The sequence below is a fragment of the Aeromonas sp. 95A genome (assembly GCF_051919235.1).
Classification (GTDB): domain Bacteria; phylum Pseudomonadota; class Gammaproteobacteria; order Enterobacterales; family Aeromonadaceae; genus Aeromonas; species Aeromonas veronii.
In genome coordinates, this window is record NZ_JBQBFC010000001.1 from 2,679,805 (window position 1) to 2,700,038 (window position 20,234).

Consider the following 20,234-nt stretch of genomic DNA (forward strand, 5'->3'; position numbering starts at 1 on the left):
CTGCCTCAACGTGAGTAGACGTTCCCTATGAAGATCATCATTTTGGGAGCCGGCCAGGTCGGCGGCACTCTGGCCGAGAACCTGGCCGGAGAGAACAACGACATCACCATCGTCGATACCGACAGCGAGCGCCTGCGCGAACTGCAAGACAAGTTTGACCTGCGGGTGGTCAACGGTCACGGCGCTCACCCCAAGGTGCTGCGCGAAGCGGGCGCTCAGGATGCCGACATGCTGGTCGCCGTCACCAACAGTGACGAGACCAACATGATCGCCTGTCAGGTGGCCTACTCCCTGTTCAACACCCCGAACAAGGTGGCACGGATCCGCTCGCCAGCCTATCTGACCGAACGGGATCGCCTGTTCCTGCCCGAATCGGTGCCGGTGGATCACCTGATCGCGCCGGAGCAGCTGGTGACCGACTATGTGCGTCGCCTGATCGAATATCCGGGCGCCCTGCAAGTGGTTGATTTTGCAGGTGGCCGCGTCGGTCTGGTAGCGGTCAAGGCCTACTACGGTGGCCCGCTGGTGGGCAACGCCCTCTCGACCCTGCGCGAGCACATGCCCAACATCGAAACTCGGGTAGCGGCCATCTTCCGTCAGGGCCGCCCGATCCGTCCGCAAGGCACCACCATCATCGAAGCGGATGACGAGGTCTTCTTCGTCGCCGCCGCGGGCCATATCCGTGCCGTGATGTCGGAGCTGCAGCGCCTCGAGAGCCCCTACCGTCGCATCATGATCGTCGGTGGTGGCAATATCGGCGCGGGTCTCGCCCGCCAGCTGGAGAAGCGCTACAGCGTCAAGCTTATCGAGCGCAACCAGAAGCGGGCGGAGCAGCTCTCCGAACTGCTGGAGAACACCATCGTCTTCTGCGGCGATGCGGCGGATCAGGAGTTGCTGGCCGAGGAGCATATTGATCAGATCGACGTATTCATCGCCGTGACCAACGAGGATGAGGCCAACATCATGTCGGCGCTGCTCGCCAAGAAGATGGGCGCCAAGAAGACCATGGTGCTGATCCAGCGCGGCGCCTACGTCGATCTGGTGCAGGGTGGCTCCATCGATATCGCCATCTCGCCCCAGCAGGCCACCATCTCGGCCCTGTTGACCCACGTGCGCCGGGCCGATATCGCCAACGTCTACAGCCTGCGCCGCGGCGCGGCCGAGGCGATCGAGGCGATTGCCCACGGCGATGAGAACACCTCCAAGGTGGTCGGCAAGACGGTGGGCGAGCTCAAGCTGCCGCCGGGCACCACCATAGGTGCCGTGGTGCGCGGGGATGAGGTGCTGATCGCCCACGATCGCACCAAAATCCAGCAGGATGACCACGTGGTCATGTTCCTGGTGGACAAGAAGTACATCCCGGAAGTGGAGCGGCTGTTCCAGCCAAGCCCCTTCTTCCTGTAACGTCTTCATGCGCACAGGCTGTCAAACCAGACCCGGCTCAGCTCCCCCAAGGGGATGGTCCGGGTCTTTTGTTAATCAACGACCAGGTTATCGAACATGATCAAGCTGCGTCCCATTATCTTCACCCTCGGGCTGGTGCTCTCCAAGCTGGCGCTCTTCATGTGGCTGCCCACCTTGCTGGCACTGCTCACCGGGTCAGAGGGATTTGTCGAGTTTCTCAAGTCCGTGCTGATCACCCACGGCGCCGCCCTGCTCTGCCTCCACTATGGCCGCAAGGCGGAGTTTCATCTTGGGGTGCGGGAGATGTTCCTGCTCACCACCTCGGTCTGGGTGGTGGCCTGCGCCTTCGGCGCCCTGCCTTTTGTTTTCATCACCCACATCAACTTCACCGACGCCTACTTCGAGACCATGTCGGGGGTGACCACCACGGGCTCTACCGTGCTCTCCGGCCTCGACAACATGGCTCACAGCATCCTGTTGTGGCGTTCCATCCTGCAGTGGCTGGGCGGGGTCGGCTTTATCGTGATGGCGGTAGCCGTGCTGCCCTACCTCAACGTCGGCGGTATGAAGCTGTTCCAGACCGAGAGCTCGGACTGGTCGGACAAAAGCGCCCCGCGTGCCAAGACGGTCGCCAACAACATCGTCGTAGTCTATCTGGTGCTCTCCATGCTCTGCTTCATGGCCTACTGGGCCAGCGGCATGAACATGTTCGAGGCGATCAACCATGCCATGACCACTCTCAGTACCGGCGGCTACTCCACCTCCGATCAATCCATGTCCCACTTCTCCAACTCGGCCCACTGGATTGGCACCCTGTTCATGTTCCTTGGCGGCCTGCCCTTCCTGCTCTATGTGCAGAGCCTCAACCACAGGGACAACAGCCTGTTCAAGGATGCCCAGGTACGAGGCTTCTTCTGGCTGGTGGTATGGGTCACCGTCATCATGACCTTCTATCTGTGGGAGAGAGACCTGTTCGGCTTCTGGGATGCCCTGCGCATCAGCTGCTTCAACATCGTCTCGGTGCTCACCACCACCGGCTACGGCCTTGGTGACTTCGGCACCTGGGGGCCGCTCGCCAGCATCGTCTTCATCGTGCTGCTGGCTCTTGGGGCCTGTTCAGGCTCCACTGCGGGTGGTCTCAAGATCTTCCGGGTACAGGTGGCATTCGCCCTGTTCAGAAAGCAGATGCGCCAACTGATGCACCCTTCTGCTGTCTTCCCGCAGAAGTACAACGGCCGGACGGTCAATGACGCCATCATCCGCTCGATGATCTCATTCGTACTAGCCTACTTCGCCATCATTCTGGTGATAGCTGCACTGTTGGGCGCCATCGGGCTTGACCCTCTGACGGCCATATCCAGCTCCATCACCGCAGTTGCCAACGTCGGCCCAGGCATGGGCCCTGTGGTCGGCCCCAGCACCAACTTTGCCAGCCTGCCGGAATCGGCCAAATGGCTGCTGTCATTCGGCATGCTGCTGGGACGACTGGAGATCCTGACGGTCGCCGTGCTCTTCTTCCCCTCCTTCTGGCGCCAGTAATCCCTCACTGCAAGCCAGCAAAAAGCCGCAGCGTTCATCCGCTGCGGCTTTTTATCTCACCCATCCCCACGACCTTCGCTCAACGCTCATCAGCCCCATTACCGGATAGCCTGAACGAGCTCATCAGGATGGCCAGAGCGGATCACAAGCATAAAAAAACGGACCCAAACCAGAGGTTTGGGTCCGTTTATCAGTGAACCGTCAGCGGCCGCAAGGGCTGCCGAGACTCAGCACATAGCATTAACCACGGCCAGAGCGCTTGCGATCCAGTTCGGTCAGCAATTTCTTGCGGATACGGATGTTCTTCGGAGTCACTTCTACCAGTTCGTCGTTATCGATGAACTCGAGAGCCTGTTCCAGAGTCATGCGGATCGGCGGAGTCAGCACTTGAGCTTCGTCGGTACCGGAGGCACGCATGTTGGTCAGCTGTTTGCCTTTCAGGCAGTTAACAGTCAGGTCGTTGGAACGGGAGTGAATACCGATCACCTGGCCTTCGTACACCTCGGTCGCGTGACCGATGAACAGACGACCACGGTCTTGCAGACCGAACAGGGCGTAAGTCAGTGCTTTACCGGTAGCGTTGGAGATCAGCACGCCATTCTGACGCTCGCCGATGCTGCCACCCTTGTGCGGACCGTAGTGGTCGAAGGTGTGGTAGAGCAGACCGGTACCTGAGGTCATGGTCATGAACTCGGTCTGGAAACCGATCAGGCCACGGCTCGGGATCATGAAGTCCAGACGGACACGACCCTTGCCATCCGGGGTCATGTTGGTCATTTCGCCCTTACGCAGACCCAGTTGCTCCATCACGGAACCCTGGTGGGCTTCTTCAACGTCCACAGTTACGGTTTCGAACGGTTCTTGCAGAACGCCATCAACGGTACGCAGGATTACTTCCGGACGGGACACAGCCAGTTCGTAACCTTCGCGACGCATGTTTTCGATCAAGATGGAGAGGTGCAGCTCACCACGACCGGATACACGGAACTTGTCCGGATCATCAGTCTCTTCAACGCGCAGGGCCACGTTGTGGACCAGCTCCTGGTTCAGACGCTCCAGAATGTTACGGGAGGTCACGAACTTGCCCTCTTTACCGGCGAACGGTGAGGTGTTGACCTGGAAGGTCATGTTCACGGTCGGCTCGTCAACAGAGAGCGGCGGCAGGGCTTCAACGGCACCGTTGTCACAGATGGTGTCGGAGATTTTCAGCTCGCCCAGACCGGTGATAGCGATGATGTCACCCGCTTGCGCGTCGGCAACTTCAGTACGGGACAGACCCAGGTAACCCAGCACCTGACCGACTTTACCGTTACGGGTCTTGCCGTCAGCACCAACGATGGTGACTTGCTGGTTGGTCTTGACGCGACCACGGGTGATACGGCCGATACCGATAACGCCCACGTAGGAGTTGTAGTCCAGCTGGGAGATCTGCATCTGGAAACCACCTTCGGCATCAGCCTTCGGCGCTTCAACGTTGTCAACGATAGCCTGGAACAGCGGCTCCATGTTCTCGGACTCGACGTCCTGATCCATGGTGGCCCAACCGTTCAGTGCAGAGGCGTAAACAACTTTGAAATCCAGCTGTTCGTCAGTCGCGCCCAGGTTGTCGAACAGGTCGAATACCTGATCCATTACCCAGTCAGGACGAGCACCCGGACGGTCAACCTTGTTGATGACCACGATCGGCTTCAGACCCTGAGCGAACGCTTTCTGGGTCACGAAACGGGTTTGCGGCATCGGGCCGTCTACGGCGTCAACCAGCAGCAGCACGGAGTCAACCATGGACAGTACGCGCTCTACTTCACCACCGAAGTCGGCGTGACCCGGGGTATCAACGATGTTGATGCGGTAGTCATTCCAGCGGATCGCAGTGTTCTTGGCGAGAATGGTGATGCCACGTTCCCGTTCCAGATCATTGGAGTCCATGATCCGTTCCTGGCCTTCCGTGGAGCGGTCCAGGGTGCCGGACTGCTGCAGCAGCTTATCAACCAGAGTCGTTTTGCCGTGGTCAACGTGCGCAATAATCGCAATATTGCGTAAATTCTCTAACATTCTCGCCTCAATCACCGGGTAAAATTGGGCGCTAATTGTACTCTTGCCTTTGTGATCTGCCTAGCAGAATTGCAGTACATTCGCGCATAACAACAGATCTGGATCATAGACCTCTCTGACAAACCCTGCTTAGATGGGCGGTGACCGTATTTCGCGCACCATTACAGTGCACCAAAACGATCCACCATCGCACTAAATTGATGCAACGCGAGTCGAGATCGCCTGATTTTGGGGAGCCTCTTCAGCGAGATTGCCCTGAAATCAAGCTGTCACAAACTTGGCACGATACTGGCTTATGTGAATACGACGACGCATTCACCCAGAGAGTTTTAACACCGGAGGTTACTTAGCATGTCAGCCCAGAACGTTTTGGCCCTGATCCAGGAACACGAAGTCAAGTTTGTTGATCTGCGCTTTACCGACACCAAGGGTAAAGAGCAGCATGTATCCATCCCTGCTCACCAGGTTGATGAAGATTTCTTCGAAGACGGCAAGATGTTCGATGGTTCCTCCATCGGCGGCTGGAAGGGCATCAACGAATCCGACATGGTACTGATGCCGGACGCAGCCTCCGCCAAGCTGGACCCGTTCACCGAAGAGACCACCCTGAACATCGTTTGTGACGTGCTGGAGCCTGCCACCATGCAGGGCTACGATCGCGATCCGCGCTCTATCGCCAAGCGTGCAGAAGATTTCCTGAAGTCCAGCGGCATCGCTGACACCGTGCTGTTCGGGCCGGAGCCGGAATTCTTCATGTTCGACAACATTACTTTCTCCAACACCATGGGCCACAGCTTCGTGAAAATCGAATCTGAAGAAGCCGCATGGAACTCCGGCACTGCCTATGAGCATGGCAACAAGGGTCACCGTCCGTTCGTGAAAGGCGGTTACTTCCCGGTTGCACCGGTCGACTCCTCCCAGGATATCCGTGCCGCCATGTGTCTGGTGCTGGAAGAGATGGGCCAGGTCGTTGAAGCTCACCACCACGAAGTGGCCACTGCCGGTCAGAACGAGATCGCTACCCGCTTCAACACTCTTACGCTGAAAGCTGACGAAGTACAGGTACTGAAGTACGTGATCCACAACGTGGCCCACGCCTACAACAAGACTGTTACCTTCATGCCGAAACCCATGTTCGGTGACAACGGCTCCGGCATGCACTGCCACCAGTCTCTGGCCAAGAACGGCGTCAACCTGTTCGCTGGTGACCTGTACGGCGGTCTGTCTGAGATGGCGCTGCACTACATCGGCGGTATCATCAAGCACGCCAAGGCCATCAACGCCTTCGCCAACCCGACCACCAACTCCTACAAGCGTCTGGTTCCGGGTTATGAAGCACCGGTCATGCTGGCCTACTCTGCCCGCAACCGCTCTGCCTCCATCCGTATCCCGGTGGTACCGAGCCCGAAAGCCCGTCGTATCGAAGTGCGCTTCCCGGATCCGGCTGCCAACCCGTACCTGGCCTTCGCAGCCCAGCTGATGGCCGGTCTGGACGGTATCATCAACAAGATCCATCCGGGCGATGCCATGGACAAGAACTTGTACGACCTGCCGCCGGAAGAAGCCGCAGAAGTGCCGACCGTTGCCGGTTCTCTGGACGAAGCCCTGGCCGCTCTGGATGCTGACCGCGAGTTCCTGACCCGTGGCGGCGTGTTCAGCGATGACTTCATCAACTCCTATCTGGAACTGAAACAACAGGATGTTGACCGTGTGCGCATGACCCCGCACCCGCTGGAGTTCGAGCTGTACTACTCCGTCTAAGTCTCAGCAGACTGGCCGTTTAAATCTGGTCAGCTTGCTTAATCGTGACAAAACCCGCCATCTGGCGGGTTTTTTCTCTGATAGGATTAAGCAAAATACCGTCAAGGAGAGATGGATGAACAACAAGCATGGCATAGGGGTGCTCAGCCTCCTGTTGCTGACCTCGTTCGCTGCGGACGCGGCCAAGGTCTACTCCTGGGTCGATGGCAATGGCATCACCCACTACTCGGATGCGCCACCACCCGGCAAAAACGCCAAAGAGGTCGATCTGCGGGTCGCCCCGCTGCTGGGCAGCAGCGCGCCCAGATCGGTGCAGGTGGATAACTTCAACAGCCTGACCGGCGCCGATGCCAAGAAAGAGAAAGAGGCGGCCAAGCTGACTATCGAACTGCTCTCCCCGGAACAGGGCAGCACCCTGCGCGACAACACAGGCAACATCGTCTTTCAGGGCACCATCAGCCCCAAACCTCCGACCCAGTATGATGTGCGCCTGACCCTGGATGGCAAAGCCGCCCCCATCGTCAGCAACAGCCTCTCTGTCCGCGTCGAAAACGTCGATCGCGGCGCCCACGAAGCTCAGCTCGAGCTGCTCGCCAAAGACGGTACGATCCTTGCTAAATCCAGTGCAGTCACCTTTTACCTGCATAGAGCGAGCGTGACACCGGCTCCCAAACCCACCCCCAAAGCCGACTAGGGGTGATATAGCGCACCGATGCGGGTAAACTCTATGCACCATATCGGTGCATAACAGGTGTATAGCACCGTTTTAGGGAGAAACCTGTGCCAACCCGCTCGGACAACGCCAAAACACTCTTGGATAATTTGCTGACCGCCGTGATCCTGATGGATGAGCGGCTCTGCATCCAGTTCGTCAACCCGGCGGCTGAACAGCTGCTCTCCCTCAGTGAACGCAGGCTAATCGGCATCGAACTGCCCCATCTGCTGGAACATATCTCCCTCGATTTGCAGCGGCTCAAGCAGTGCCTCGTTTCAGGGCAAGGCTTTACCGATAGCGAAGTGACTCTGGTGGTAGAGGGAGAACCGCGACTGGTGGAGCTGAGCGCAACCCCGATGGCCGACCACGAACAGCGTCTGCTGGTGGTGGAGCTGCGCAAGATCGACCAGCAGAAGAAGATCAGTCAGGAGCAGCAGCAACATGCCCAACAGCTGGCGGCCAAGGAGCTGGTGCGCGGGCTGGCCCACGAAATCAAGAATCCCCTCGGCGGCCTGCGCGGCGCGGCCCAACTGCTGCAAAAAGAGCTGCCGGACCCGGCCCTGCGCGAATATACCGGCATCATCATCGAACAGGCTGACCGGCTGCGGGTACTGGTCGATCGGCTGCTCGGCCCCCAGCGCCCCGGCCGCCACCAGATGCACAATGTCCATTCGGTGCTGGAGCAGGTACGCCGACTGGTGGAGCTCGAACTCCCTCCCTCTGTTCGCATCGAGCGGGATTACGACCCCAGCATCCCCGAATTCGAGATGGAGCCGGATCAGCTGCAGCAGGCGTTTCTCAACATAGTGCGCAATGCCGCCGAAGCGCTCGGCGATCAAACCGGGCTTATCCGTATCAAGACCCGCACCGCGTTCCAGATCACCATCCACGGCCAGCGCTACCGGCTGGCTGCGGAGATCAAGATCATCGACAACGGTCCCGGCATTCCCGATGCCATTCGCGACACCCTGTTCTATCCCATGATCACCGGCAAGGAGGGGGAACAGGGCTCGGCCTCTCCATCGCCCAGAACCTGATCGACCAACACAAGGGGCGGATTGACTGCATCAGCTGGCCGGGTCACACCGAATTCACCATTTTTCTACCGCTTCGCAAGTAAGGGAACCCCATGACCGCCAAAGTGTGGATCGTCGATGACGACAGTTCTATCCGCTGGGTGCTGGAGCGCACTCTCGGCAGCGAAGGCTTCAACTGCGAGAGCTTTGCCGATGGCGAAGCCCTGCTGCACGCCCTTGAGCTGCGCTCGCCCGATGTCATCCTCTCCGATATCCGGATGCCCGGCATCGACGGCCTGAGCCTGCTTGAGCAGATCCATCGCCGTCAGGCCGATCTGCCCATCATCATCATGACCGCCCACTCGGATCTCGACAGCGCGGTCAACGCCTACCAGCGCGGCGCCTTCGAGTACCTGCCCAAACCGTTCGACATCGACGAAGCGGTGACCCTGGTGCGCCGCGCCGAGAATCACCTCAAGGAGCAGCGCACCAAGCGCAAGGCTCGTCAGCAAGAGACCACCGCCACTCCCGAGATCATCGGTGAAGCACCGGCGATGCAGGAGGTGTTCCGCGCCATCGGTCGCCTGTCACGCTCCAGCATCTCGGTGCTGATCAACGGTCAGAGCGGTACCGGCAAGGAGCTGGTCGCCCACGCCCTGCACAAGCACAGCCCGCGCGCCCACAAGAACTTTATCGCCCTCAACATGGCGGCTATCCCGAAAGATCTCATCGAATCGGAGCTGTTCGGTCACGAGAAGGGGGCCTTCACCGGCGCCAACAACATCCGCCATGGCCGCTTCGAGCAGGCCGACGGCGGCACCCTGTTTCTCGACGAGATCGGCGACATGCCGCTGGATGTGCAGACCCGGCTGCTGCGGGTCTTGGCCGATGGCCAGTTCTATCGAGTCGGCGGCCACCAGCCGGTGCAGGTGGATGTACGGATCATCGCCGCCACCCACCAGAATCTGGAGAAACGGGTCGCCGATGGCGAGTTTCGCGAGGATCTGTTTCACCGCCTCAACGTCATCCGAATCCACATCCCCGCCCTCAAGGAGCGCCGTGAGGATATCCCCCAGCTGGCCCGTCACTTCCTGCTGCGCGCCGCCAAAGAGCTGAACGTCGAGGCCAAGAGCCTGCACCCGGATACCCAGGCCTATATCAGCCGCCTGCCCTGGCCGGGCAACGTGCGCCAGCTGGAGAACGTCTGCCGCTGGCTTACCGTGATGGCCTCGGGGCAAGAAGTGCTGGTCGGCGACCTGCCTGCCGAGCTGCTCACCCCCATCACCCACAACGCCGAACCAGGTCAACCGGCGTTGCCCGGTTGCTGGCAGCAACAGTTGCAAGAGTGGGTGGCCAGCAAGTTGGCGCTGGGAGAGACAGACATCCTGGCCGATGCCATGCCCCAGTTCGAACGGATCATGCTGGAGACGGCGCTGGAACACACCCACGGCCACAAGCAGGAGGCGGCGCGCCTGCTCGGTTGGGGCCGCAACACCCTGACCCGCAAGCTGAAGGAACTCGATCTCTCCTGAGTCCCGGGGAAAAACGATTCCCATCACGCCCTGACAAATCACCGTCCGCCAGAACCCCGTTTAACCATAAACGGGGTATCTTTTTTGAAAGCCCCGCCTAGAATGGCAGGCTTTCAAACCTGACTCGACGAGGGCGCCCCCATGATTGACAGATCTCTCCCCCTGACCGACCTGCACCGCCATCTGGACGGCAACATCCGCCCGCAAACCATCCTCGAGCTGGGTCGCCAACACAATATCCAGCTGCCCGCCTTCGAACTGGAAGCGCTGCGCCCCCACGTACAGATCGTCGAAAACGAGCCAAGTCTGGTTGCCTTCCTGAAGAAACTGGACTGGGGTGTGGCCGTGCTGGCCGACTATGACGCCTGCCGCCGGGTTGCCTACGAAAACGTGGAAGATCTGCTGCGCGCCGGTATCGACTATGCCGAGCTACGCTTCAGCCCTGCCTATATGGCGATGACCCACAAGCTGCACCCGCAGGGTGTAGTAGAAGCTATCATCGACGGCGTGGCCGCAGGCAGCCGTGACTTCGGTATCAAGACCAACCTGATCGGCATCATGAGCCGCACCTTCGGCACCGAGCAGTGCAATCAGGAGCTGGCCGCCTGTCTGGCCCACCGCGACAAGCTGGTGGCCATCGATCTGGCTGGTGACGAGCTGGGGTTCCCGGGCGAACTCTTTGTCGACCATTTCCGCAAGGTGCGCGATGCAGGCATGCGCGTCACCGTACACGCCGGTGAAGCCGCTGGCCCCGAGAGCATGTGGCAAGCCATTCGCGAACTGGGCGCCGAGCGTATCGGCCACGGCGTCAAAGCGATTCAGGATCCGGCCCTGATGGCCTATCTGGCCGAGCACCGCATCGGCATCGAATCCTGCCTCACCTCCAACGTCCAGACCACCACGGTGGCGAGCCTGACCGAACACCCGATCCGCCAGTTCCTGGCCGCCGGCGTGCTGGCCTGCCTCAACACCGATGACCCGGCGGTGGAAGGGATCGACCTGCCGCACGAATATGAGGTGGCCGCTCCGGCTGCTGGTATGACCGCCAGCGAGATCCGCACCGCCCAGCAGAACGGCCTGACCCTGGCCTTCCTGAGCGATAGCGAGAAAGCCGAGCTGAGCGCCCGCGCAGCCAGCCGCTGATTAACACCGGCACTGCAAATAACAACGGCCCACTTCGGTGGGCCGTTTGCTTTGCGGATTTCTGATGATGGGTCAGCACTTGGCCAGCTGACAGATAGCAAAAGGCCCAAACCGGGTTTGGGCCTTTTGCTGATTGCGGTGCAGGTAAAAACTACTCCTGCTCCTTGTCGCGCTCCAGCGCCCGCTCCACCAGCGGATCGGGCAGGCTCTTGGTCACCTCCACCCCCAGCTCGCGGAAACGCTCGACCTGCGCAATCAGGTTGCCACGGCCGTTGACCAGCCGTCCCATTGCCTTGTCGTAGCTCTCCTGCGCCTTGTGCAGGCTGCCGCCCATCTGCTGCATCTCCTCGACAAACAGCCGCAGCTTTTCGTAGAGGCGACCGGCCCGTTCGGCAATCTGGCGGGCATTCTGGTTCTGCCGCTCGTAGCGCCACAGGTTCTCGATGGTGCGCAGCGCTACCATCAGGTTGGTGGGGCTCACCAGCAGGATGTTGTTGTCGAGACCGTAACGCACCAGCGAGGGATCGGCTTCCATGGCAGTGAGGAAGGCGGGCTCCACCGCCACGAACATCAGCACATAGTCAAGGGTGCGCACCCCGGGCAGCTGCTGGTAATCCTTGCGGCCCAGCTCGCGGATATGGCTGCGCACCGAGGCGACGTGCTCCTTGAGCGCCACCGCCTTCTCCAGCTCGTCATCGGCGTTGTACCAGCGTTCGTAGGCGGTCAGCGACACCTTGGCGTCGATGATGATGTCCTTCTCCTGCGGCAGGTGGACGATGACATCGGGCTGGTAGCGCTTGCCCTTCTCCACCTCGATATTGACCTGGGTGTGGTACTCGTGGCCTTCGCGCAAGCCGCATTCGCTGAGGATCCGTGCCAGCACCACTTCCCCCCAGTTGCCCTGCTGCTTGCTGTCGCCCTTGAGGGCGCGGGTCAGCGCCGCCGCCTCTTCGGTCATGCGGGCGTTGAGCTCGGCGAGACGCTCCAGCTCGAACTTGAGGCTGTGGCGCTGGGCCGTCTCCTGGGCGTGGGTCTCGCCTACCTGACGACGAAAGCCCTCGAGCTGCTCTTTGAGCGGGGTGAGCAGCAGATCGAGGCTGTTCTGGTTCAATTCGCGGAAGTTGCCGGAGTTTTGCTCGAAGATCCGGTTGGCGAGATTCTCGAACTGCTGGCTGAGGCGCTGCTCCGCCTCCTGTTGCAGTTGCAGCTTCTCGGCGGCAGCCAGCCGCTCGCTGCGCAGGGTCGCTTCCGCATCCTTGAGGCGGGCGGTGAGCTTGATCAGCAGGGTCTGCTGCTGATCCAGCTTCTGCTGGCCCTGCATCCGCTCATCCTGCAACTCGTCGAAGCGATCCTGGAGCGCCTGATAACGCTCCTGCGCCAGCAGCAGCTCCTGAGCTTGCGCCGTGGCAGCCCGCCGCCCGATCAGCCAGCCAAGCCCGAGGGCCAGTGCGGCGGCAGGCAGCAAGATCCCCCAGAGTCCGGGGTCAATCATTTGCGGCTCCGCTGACGCAGGAAGAGTTCGAGATAACGGTTAACCAGGATCCAGATCACCACGTAGATGAGGTAGGCGGCCAGCACCACCCACTTGTGGGTGTTGACGCCGGTATCGAGCTCGGCGAACTCGATATCCTTGATGCGGCAGTAGGCCCACATCAGCAGGGGAAAGACATAGAGCAGGGACGCACGCCAGAGAAATAGCCACATATGTTTTCATTCAACCACGTAAAAAGACCCGCCTAGCTTACACAAGGGCAACTGCGCTTGCGATCCTGACGGCCGCTATTCTCTGGCCTGCTTCCCGAAACTTCGATAAAATTAACCCCTAATAGGTATCAGGGGCGAGCATGACTCACTATTTCCTCCGTTGGCTGACACAAGGTTGGCAAGCTTCCCGCAAGCCCGCCGTGGTTTGCCATGAAGCGCGCCCGCCGTGGGCCATCGAGGAGTCCCAGTACCTCTCCCTCTGCACCCGCTGTGGCGAGTGTTTCAAGGCCTGCCCGCGTGGTCTGCTCAAACCGGCCACCCAGGAGGAGTACGAGGGGAGCCCCATCGCCGGTACCCCGGTGCTCGATCTCGCCTGCGGCCAGTGCAGCTACTGCGGCAGCTGCGCCAGAGCCTGTCCCACCGGCGCCCTCGACCTGCAACTAGGTCGGCAGGTGCAGACCCGGGTGCAGATTGAAGAGAGCTGTCAGGCACGGCAGGGCTTCTACTGCCTGCTCTGTGAAGATGCCTGCCCGCAACAGGCGATCAAGGCCACAGCCGACGGCATCAACGTCAATATGGATGCCTGTAATGGCTGCGGTGCCTGCGGCCTCGCCTGCCTGCACGGCGCCATCACCCTGATCCGCCAGCCAGGCAGTCGCTAAAAACCACCTGCGTACAAAAGCAAAAGGGGCCATCAGGCCCCTTTCACATCTTGTTCAATTTTCCGCGTCCCGTCAGGCCATGGTCACAATAGTCTCTTGCTCGATACCCAGCAGGTGGCAGAGACGATTGGGATCGCGCACCGCATCGGCCAGGGTGTATTCACCCAGCACTTCGAGGAAGGCGTTCATGGCGCGGCGCAGAATGCCCTGAATGCGGCAGCCACCGGAGAGACGGCAGTTTTCGCGCTTGCAGTCGACCGGACAGAGCACATGCTCCATGTCCATCACCACATCCCGCAGGTTAATGGAGACCGCTGAGCGACCGAGGCGGATGCCACCGTGCTTGCCGCGTACCGTCTCGATATACCCCTTGATGCCAAGCTGGTGCACAATTTTGACCACGTGGTTGCGAGAGATGCCGAAGGTATCGGCCACTTCGGTAATGGTCGACAGACGATCCCCCGGCTGAACCGCCAGGAAGGTCAGGGTACGCAGGGCGTAGTCGGTAAATCGTGTCAGTTGCATGGTCGCACTTGCCTCTTACTACAAGCCAGGAATCAGGACGACAACGTTGAGCTAAGAGGCAGGAGACAACCGGTTTGCCTCTGTTTGCCCATTGGTTCGCCAGAGGGGGGCCTGTCTCTTAATCTGAGTTGCGGAGTGACAGGTTAAGAGCAGCACAACCGGGTGTCGATGAAGATGCACATAAATCGACACTTTCTTTGATTGATCGCAAACTTGCCGGGTTAGCCCGGCGTTTACCCGCTTTATGGCGGGTAAATCTCCCGAATAGTCCCCCTCACCAAGCCCCTTCGACCAGCAGCCATATGGCCTGCGAACCGCCCTTCAATCGACAGTCAAGGAGGTGGTTCAGTGGGGTTGTTTCAACCAGTTTTTCAGGGCAACCGAGGGGATGGAGCTCTCGGAGGCGACGGCAAACGCCCCCCAGTCCACCGCGCACTGCAACGCATCCTTGATCGCCATGCCCCGCGCCAGACCGTGAATCAATCCACCAGCGAAAGCATCCCCTGCCCCCGTGGTATCGACCACCGAAACAGGACGGGCGGCAACCCTAATCTGCTCATCGCCGTGGATGGCCACTGCGCCTGCCTTGCCTTCGGTCAGCACCAGCCATTCGAGCTGCTCCCCCGCCAGCTGGCGGGCATGCTGCCAGGGGTCGCTCACCTCGCCGAGATCGGAGCGGGAGGCCACCAGCACATGGCAGGGACGGCGCGCTTGGCCGCCCTTGGGATACTGGGCTACCACGAAGCTCTTGCCGAGCATCTGGCGCATGTAACTGATGATGGCGGTGCCGGGATAGTTCACATAGAGGCAATCCACCCCATCCAGCGGCAGATCGCCGGGCAGGTCGGGACGCCGCGGGCGGCGCAGTATGGTGCGCTCGCCGGTGGAGTCCACCAGGATCAGCAGCTCGCCGGTCTCGCCGCCAAAGCGCTCCACATGGCTGCAATCCAGCCCGTAACCGGCCGCCTGCTCCAGCAGCCAGTCGCCGGTCTCGTCCAACCCGATACGGGAGGCGATGGTCACCTCGTGGCCCGCCCATACCAGCCCGATGCCGGTGTTGGCGGCGCCGCCCCCCAGCCTGCGCCCCTGATCCACATATTGCAGCCGGGCCCCCGCCACCAGAGGTTCGGAGAGGGAGAGCACATGATCACAGTTGAGATTGGCAAGCAGCAGAATGCGGGACATAGAGACCTCGGACGATGGAGATAGCCCAAAAGAGACAGGCTGAACCCCGAGTAGAGCCCAGCCTGACAGAAGAGACAACCGGCAGCGATCGGGAATCCGATCGGGATCAATAGATGGGCAGCTCCACCCCGGCCAGCAGCTCGTCGATGCGCGCCTGACTCGGCTGCTGCATCACACTCTGGATCACCTCCTTGGTGAGGTGGGGCGAGAAGGAGCTGATGAAGTCATACATATAGTTCTGCAGCAGGATGCTCTTGCTGAAACAGATCTGCGCCGGACAGGGTTTAAACAGGTGCTCCAGATTGATGGAGACCAGCCCGGGGCTGTCGGTGTCGTTGGCCACCAACGAGGAGATGATGCCGATGCCAAAGCCCAGCTCCACGTAGCGCTTGATCACCCCGGCGTCCATCACCGTCATGTAGTAACTCGGGGTCAGCCCCGCCGCCTGAAACACCTCGTCCTGCACCTGCCGACCAGTGGCGCCACTCTCGTAACTGAGGATCGGGTAGTGGCAGAGCTGCTCCAGCGTCGGCTTCTTCACCTTGGCCAGCGGGTGATCCTGCGGCACCACCAGCGAGAGGGTCCAGAGGTAGGCGGGCAGCGCGATCAGCTCCTTGTCGAAGCCAATCTCGTGGGCAACGATGGAAAAATCGGAGTAACCCTTGCTGATCTGCTCCTTGCTCGCCGACATCACCGGATGGAGGTGGAACGAGATCTTGGGATACTTCTTGGTGAAGTAAGTGACCGACTTGGGCAGCAGATAGCGGGCGATGGTGTGGGTCGTGTGAATATTGAGAGTGCCCACGGTCGGATCCAGATACTCGCGGGAGATCGCCTTAATCTTGCTCTCGATATTGAGCATCGCCTCGGCACACTTGATGATCTCCTCCCCCACCGGCGTAATGCGGTGCAAATGCTTGCCACGGCGCTCGAAGATCCGCACCCCCAGCTCGCTCTCCAGCAGGCCAATCTGCTTGCTGACCCCCGGCTGACTGGTGAAGAGCGCATCGGAAGCCACGGACACATTGAGGTTGTGGTCCCGGATCGCGATCAAATACTTCAATTGCTGTAGTTTCAAGGCGTCACACTCTCACACTGGTTTGGCTCAGACAGGTTTGGCTCAGGCCGGGACGGCAATCAAGCCAGACAAACAGGCCGCCACATGGGCGGCCAGTGTACCATCCGATCCCGACATCTCAGCGCTTGATCCTTCATTTTGCTACAAAATCTAGCATCCGAAGGGGTGGCTGACAAACCGGGTTCAGGCCGCGCCAGCCCGCAGCGGCAGGATCCCCAGAAACTGCAGCAGCCACTGCATCATGGTCGCCGAATCCACCTCCCCCTCCAGCGAGGAGAGGCTGCTCTGGTAGCGCTCGTCGGGCAACAGGCCGCGGCGCCGCTCGATCAGCGCCCTGTTGTACTCCACCGAGAACTCCGGATGCCCCTGAATGGCGACGATGTGATCCCCCTGCAAAAACATGAAGTTGGGACAAAAATCGTTACCCGCCAGTCGGGTTGCCCCCGGCGGCAGCAGGGCCACCTGATCCTGATGGCTGGCCAGAATGCGGATCTGATCCCGCGCTGGCGCCATCCAGGGCTCATCTGCCAGCATGGGATGCACCGACACTCCCAGCCCCCATCCCTTGGTGGACTTCACCACCTCGCCACCGAGTGCCTGGGCGATCACCTGATGACCGAAGCAGACACCGGCCAGCTTGACGTCGGCATCGTGCGCCTGACGGATCCACGCCCGCAATGCCTGAATCCAGGGGATATCGCTGTAAGCATCGTGGCGCGAACCTGTGATAAGCCAGGCATCGCACTCGTGCAGATCCTCCGGCAGCTCCCCATCGAGAGCCGACCAGACCCGAAATTCCAGTTCGGGGGCCAGGGCCGCAAAGCCCCTGATAAACATCTCGGAGTAAACGGGGCCAAAACGATCCGCCAGATCGGGATCGAGCCGGTCACAATCGAGAATTCCCAATCGCATCTGTTGTTCCTTTACAGAGTTCGCCCCCGCCAATCAACGACCGGCGGGGGCAAGAGGTTAGGCCATGAGCACGCGCCAGCGCGTCACTTCATGGTCGGCATGGAGAACTCGGCACCACTGCGCAGGCTCTGGGGCCAGCGCGCCGTCACCGTCTTCATCCGGGTATAAAAGCGAACCCCGTCCGGCCCGTGCATGTTGAGCGGCCCGAAGATGGAGCGCTTCCAGCCGCCAAAGCTGTGAAACGCCATCGGCACCGGAATGGGAACGTTCACCCCTACCATACCGACCTGCACCCGCGCCGTGAAGTCCCGCGCGGTGTCGCCGTCACAGGTAAAGATGGCGGTGCCATTGCCGTACTCGTGCTCGTTGATGAGGCGCAGCGCCGTCTCGTAGTCCGGTACCCGCACGATGGAGAGCACAGGGCCGAAGATCTCCTCGCGATAGATGCGCATCTCGGGGGTCACCTCGTCAAACAGGCAGCCACCGATAAAGTAACCCTCGTCGTGGCTCAGCGTGCGGCCATCGACCCGCAGCGCGGCCCCTTCGGCCACACCCTGATCAACGTAGCCGCGGACCTTGGCCAGATGCTCCTTGCTGATGAGCGGTCCCATCTCGTTCTCCGGGCTCTGGCCCAACCCCGGGCCCACCCGCAGTTTTTCCACCAACGGCGTCAGCTTGGCCACCAGCGCATCGGCGGTCTCGTCACCCACCACCACGGCCACCGAAATGGCCATGCAGCGCTCGCCCGCTGCCCCATAAGCGGCCCCCATCAAGGCAGAGACCGCCTGATCGAGATCCGCATCCGGCATCACCACCATGTGGTTCTTGGCGCCGCCCAGCGCCTGTACCCGTTTGCCGTGGGCCGAGGCGGTGGCATAGATATACTGGGCGATGGGGGTGGAACCGACAAACGACACGGCACCCACTCGCGGGTCGGTCAGCAGCACATCCACCACCTCCTTGTCACCGTTCACCACGTTGAGCACGCCGTCCGGCAGACCGGCCTCCTTGAGCAGCTCGGCCATTCGCAGCGAGAGGGAGGGATCCTTCTCGGAGGGTTTGAGAATAAAGGTGTTGCCGCAGGCGATGGCGACCGGGAACATCCAGAGCGGCACCATGGCCGGGAAGTTGAACGGGGTGATACCGGCGCAGACCCCCACAGGCTGCATCATGGAGTAGCTGTCTACCCCACGGCCGACGTTGAGGGAGTGCTCCCCCTTGAGCAGATGGGGAATGCCGCAGGCAAACTCCACCACCTCCAGCCCGCGGGTCAGCTCACCCTGCGCATCGGAGAAGACCTTGCCGTGCTCGCGACTGATGAGCTGGGCCAGCTCGTCCCTATGCTGCTCCATCAACTCCTTGAAGCGGAAAAAGATCCGGGCCCGCACCAGCGGCGGGGTTTGCGACCAGTCGGCAAAGGCGCGCTCGGCGATGGCGATCGCCTCCTGACACTCGGCGGCGCTGGAAAGCCCCACGCTCCCCTCCTGCTTGCCACAAGCGGGATTGAAGATGGCCCCTTGCCGCTCGCTGCGACTCTCCTGCGGTTGGCCGTTGATGAAGTTGCTGACCCTGTATGTCATGTATCCTCCGTGATAACTGATGTGGTAAATGCGCTGAGCAAACCAACGCAAGGCCCCGCCAGTGCGGGGCCATCAAATGTGTTAAGGTTGTGCCTGCAGGGCATCCTGCAGCAAGGTGAAGAGATCGTCGATCTGGCTGCGCTCGATGATGAGGGGCGGCGACAGGGCGATGATATCGCCGGTCACCCGGATCAATGCCCCCTTCTCGAAACAGCGGACAAACACCTCATAGGCGCGCTTGCCCGGTGCATCCGGCATCGATTCCAGCTCGATACCCGCCACCAGCCCGTAGTTGCGCACATCCTTCACATGCTTGCAGCCCTTCAGCGAATGGGCCGCCTCCTCCCAGTAGCCAGCCAGATCGGCGGCGCGGCTGAGCAGGTTCTCGTTGCGATAGATCTCGAGGGTCGCCAGACCCGCAGCAGCAGCCACCGGATGGCCGGAGTAGGTGTAGCCGTGGAACAGCTCGATGGCCCCCTTGCCTGCCGCCATCATGTCGTCATAAATGTGCTTCTGCACCAGCACAGCTCCCATGGGGATAGCGCCGTTGGTGAGCCCCTTGGCGCAGGTGATCATGTCGGGGATGACATCGAACTCCTGAGAGGCGAAGGGGGAGCCGAGGCGACCGAAACCGGTGATCACCTCGTCAAAAATCAGCAGGATGCCGTGTTTGGTGCAGATCTCCCGCAGCCGCTTGAGGTAGCCTTTGGGGGGCATCAACACACCGGTACTGCCAGCGATGGGCTCGACGATCACCGCCGCGATATTGCTGGCATCGTGCAGAAAGACGATCTTCTCCAGCTCGTCGGCCAGCGCCACATCCTCCTCGGGCAGCCCTTTGGTGAAGGCGTTCTTGGCGATGTTGAGGGTATGGGGCAGATGATCCACCCCGGTCAGCAGGGAGCCGAACCATTTGCGGTTGCCGGGAATCCCCCCCACAGAGATGCCGCCAAAGCCGACCCCGTGATAGCCACGCTCGCGGCCAATCAGCCGGGTGCGGGTGCCCTGACCGCGAGCCCGCTGCCAGGCCAGCGCAATCTTGAGCGCGGTATCGACCGACTCGGAACCCGAGTTGGTGTAGAAGACGTGACCAAAGCCCTTGGGGGCAATCTCCACCAGCTTGTTGGCCAGCTCGAACGGCAGGGGGTGGCCCATCTGGAATGTGGGAGCGAAATCGAGGTGGGAAATCTGCTGGGAGACCGCCTCGGCAATCTCGCGCCGACCATGGCCCGCGTTGCAACACCAGAGTCCGGCTGTGCCATCCAGTATCTTGCGGCCATCCTCTGAGTGATAATACATCCCCTCTGCCGACTTCAGGATACGCGGCGCCGCCTTGAACTGCTGGTTGGCGGTGAACGGCATCCAGAAGGCGGACATGTCGGAGGGCGTATTGATGTCGCTGATCGGTTTCATGGTCACCTCATCC

The 20,234-nt window shown here is 60.7% G+C and carries 16 protein-coding genes and 1 pseudogene; 8 read left to right on the forward strand and 9 right to left on the reverse strand.

Annotated elements, in window-relative coordinates; translation table 11 throughout:
- The first annotated feature begins 27 nt into the window (after nt 1–27).
- Together trkA and ACTG2U_RS12140 are read left to right on the forward strand one after the other, a co-directional pair.
- Entirely contained in the window at nt 28–1,404 is a 1,377-nt protein-coding gene (gene trkA / locus ACTG2U_RS12135) for a Trk system potassium transporter TrkA (protein ID WP_005339689.1), read from the forward strand.
- 96 nt (nt 1,405–1,500) lie between these two features.
- Nucleotides 1,501–2,943, forward strand: a complete 1,443-nt coding sequence (locus ACTG2U_RS12140) for a TrkH family potassium uptake protein (protein WP_005341967.1) — start codon at nt 1,501–1,503, stop codon at nt 2,941–2,943.
- Between the two features lie 240 nt (nt 2,944–3,183).
- Here ACTG2U_RS12140 and typA read toward each other — a convergent pair whose 3' ends face one another.
- A complete protein-coding gene (gene typA / locus ACTG2U_RS12145) occupies nt 3,184–4,995 on the reverse strand; it encodes a translational GTPase TypA (RefSeq protein ID WP_201981586.1) in 1,812 nt (603 codons plus the stop codon).
- Nucleotides 4,996–5,346: 351 nt separating this feature from the next.
- Here typA and glnA point away from each other — a divergent pair, with 351 nt between their 5' ends.
- From glnA to add, 5 genes and pseudogenes are all read left to right on the forward strand, one after another.
- Nucleotides 5,347–6,756 (forward strand): glutamate--ammonia ligase, encoded by a 1,410-nt coding sequence (gene glnA / locus ACTG2U_RS12150; protein ID WP_005339672.1) that lies wholly within the window; start codon nt 5,347–5,349, stop codon nt 6,754–6,756.
- 115 nt (nt 6,757–6,871) lie between these two features.
- On the forward strand, nt 6,872–7,450 hold the full coding sequence (locus ACTG2U_RS12155) for a DUF4124 domain-containing protein (protein ID WP_021231489.1): 579 nt from the start codon (nt 6,872–6,874) through the stop codon (nt 7,448–7,450).
- A gap of 86 nt (nt 7,451–7,536) precedes the next feature.
- Nucleotides 7,537–8,591 (forward strand): annotated as a pseudogene (gene glnL / locus ACTG2U_RS12160) (nitrogen regulation protein NR(II)).
- Nucleotides 8,592–8,600: 9 nt separating this feature from the next.
- Entirely contained in the window at nt 8,601–10,019 is a 1,419-nt protein-coding gene (gene glnG, locus ACTG2U_RS12165; RefSeq protein WP_439974531.1) for a nitrogen regulation protein NR(I), read from the forward strand.
- A 141-nt stretch (nt 10,020–10,160) separates the two neighbouring features.
- Nucleotides 10,161–11,162, forward strand: a complete 1,002-nt coding sequence (gene add, locus ACTG2U_RS12170; protein WP_021231491.1) for an adenosine deaminase — start codon at nt 10,161–10,163, stop codon at nt 11,160–11,162.
- A 151-nt stretch (nt 11,163–11,313) separates the two neighbouring features.
- On the opposite strand, the gene rmuC is transcribed toward add, so the two are convergent.
- Nucleotides 11,314–12,654: a DNA recombination protein RmuC gene (gene rmuC, locus ACTG2U_RS12175; RefSeq protein ID WP_439974532.1), complete on the reverse strand. Its 1,341-nt coding sequence runs from the start codon at nt 12,652–12,654 to the stop codon at nt 11,314–11,316.
- On the reverse strand, nt 12,651–12,866 hold the full coding sequence (locus tag ACTG2U_RS12180; RefSeq protein ID WP_021231493.1) for a hypothetical protein: 216 nt from the start codon (nt 12,864–12,866) through the stop codon (nt 12,651–12,653). Before ACTG2U_RS12180 ends, rmuC begins: the two co-directional genes overlap by 4 nt.
- A 140-nt stretch (nt 12,867–13,006) precedes the next feature.
- Between ACTG2U_RS12180 and ACTG2U_RS12185 the strand changes: the two genes are divergently transcribed.
- Nucleotides 13,007–13,528, forward strand: a complete 522-nt coding sequence (locus tag ACTG2U_RS12185) for a ferredoxin-type protein NapF (protein ID WP_005339657.1) — start codon at nt 13,007–13,009, stop codon at nt 13,526–13,528.
- A 72-nt stretch (nt 13,529–13,600) separates the two neighbouring features.
- Here the strand turns inward: ACTG2U_RS12185 and ACTG2U_RS12190 are convergent, their stop codons facing one another.
- From ACTG2U_RS12190 to ACTG2U_RS12215, 6 genes are all read right to left on the reverse strand, one after another.
- Nucleotides 13,601–14,053, reverse strand: coding sequence for an Rrf2 family transcriptional regulator (locus tag ACTG2U_RS12190; RefSeq protein ID WP_005339654.1), 453 nt, complete (start codon nt 14,051–14,053; stop codon nt 13,601–13,603).
- A gap of 345 nt (nt 14,054–14,398) precedes the next feature.
- Nucleotides 14,399–15,238, reverse strand: a complete 840-nt coding sequence (locus tag ACTG2U_RS12195; RefSeq protein ID WP_100647089.1) for a PfkB family carbohydrate kinase — start codon at nt 15,236–15,238, stop codon at nt 14,399–14,401.
- 106 nt (nt 15,239–15,344) lie between these two features.
- Nucleotides 15,345–16,316 (reverse strand): LysR substrate-binding domain-containing protein, encoded by a 972-nt coding sequence (locus ACTG2U_RS12200; protein WP_005339651.1) that lies wholly within the window; start codon nt 16,314–16,316, stop codon nt 15,345–15,347.
- 183 nt (nt 16,317–16,499) lie between these two features.
- Nucleotides 16,500–17,228 (reverse strand): glutamine amidotransferase-related protein, encoded by a 729-nt coding sequence (locus ACTG2U_RS12205; RefSeq protein ID WP_005357481.1) that lies wholly within the window; start codon nt 17,226–17,228, stop codon nt 16,500–16,502.
- Between the two features lie 83 nt (nt 17,229–17,311).
- Nucleotides 17,312–18,808 (reverse strand): CoA-acylating methylmalonate-semialdehyde dehydrogenase, encoded by a 1,497-nt coding sequence (locus ACTG2U_RS12210; RefSeq protein ID WP_439974533.1) that lies wholly within the window; start codon nt 18,806–18,808, stop codon nt 17,312–17,314.
- Between the two features lie 81 nt (nt 18,809–18,889).
- On the reverse strand, nt 18,890–20,221 hold the full coding sequence (locus ACTG2U_RS12215) for an aspartate aminotransferase family protein (RefSeq protein ID WP_201930952.1): 1,332 nt from the start codon (nt 20,219–20,221) through the stop codon (nt 18,890–18,892).
- Between the last annotated feature and the right edge of the window lie 13 nt (nt 20,222–20,234).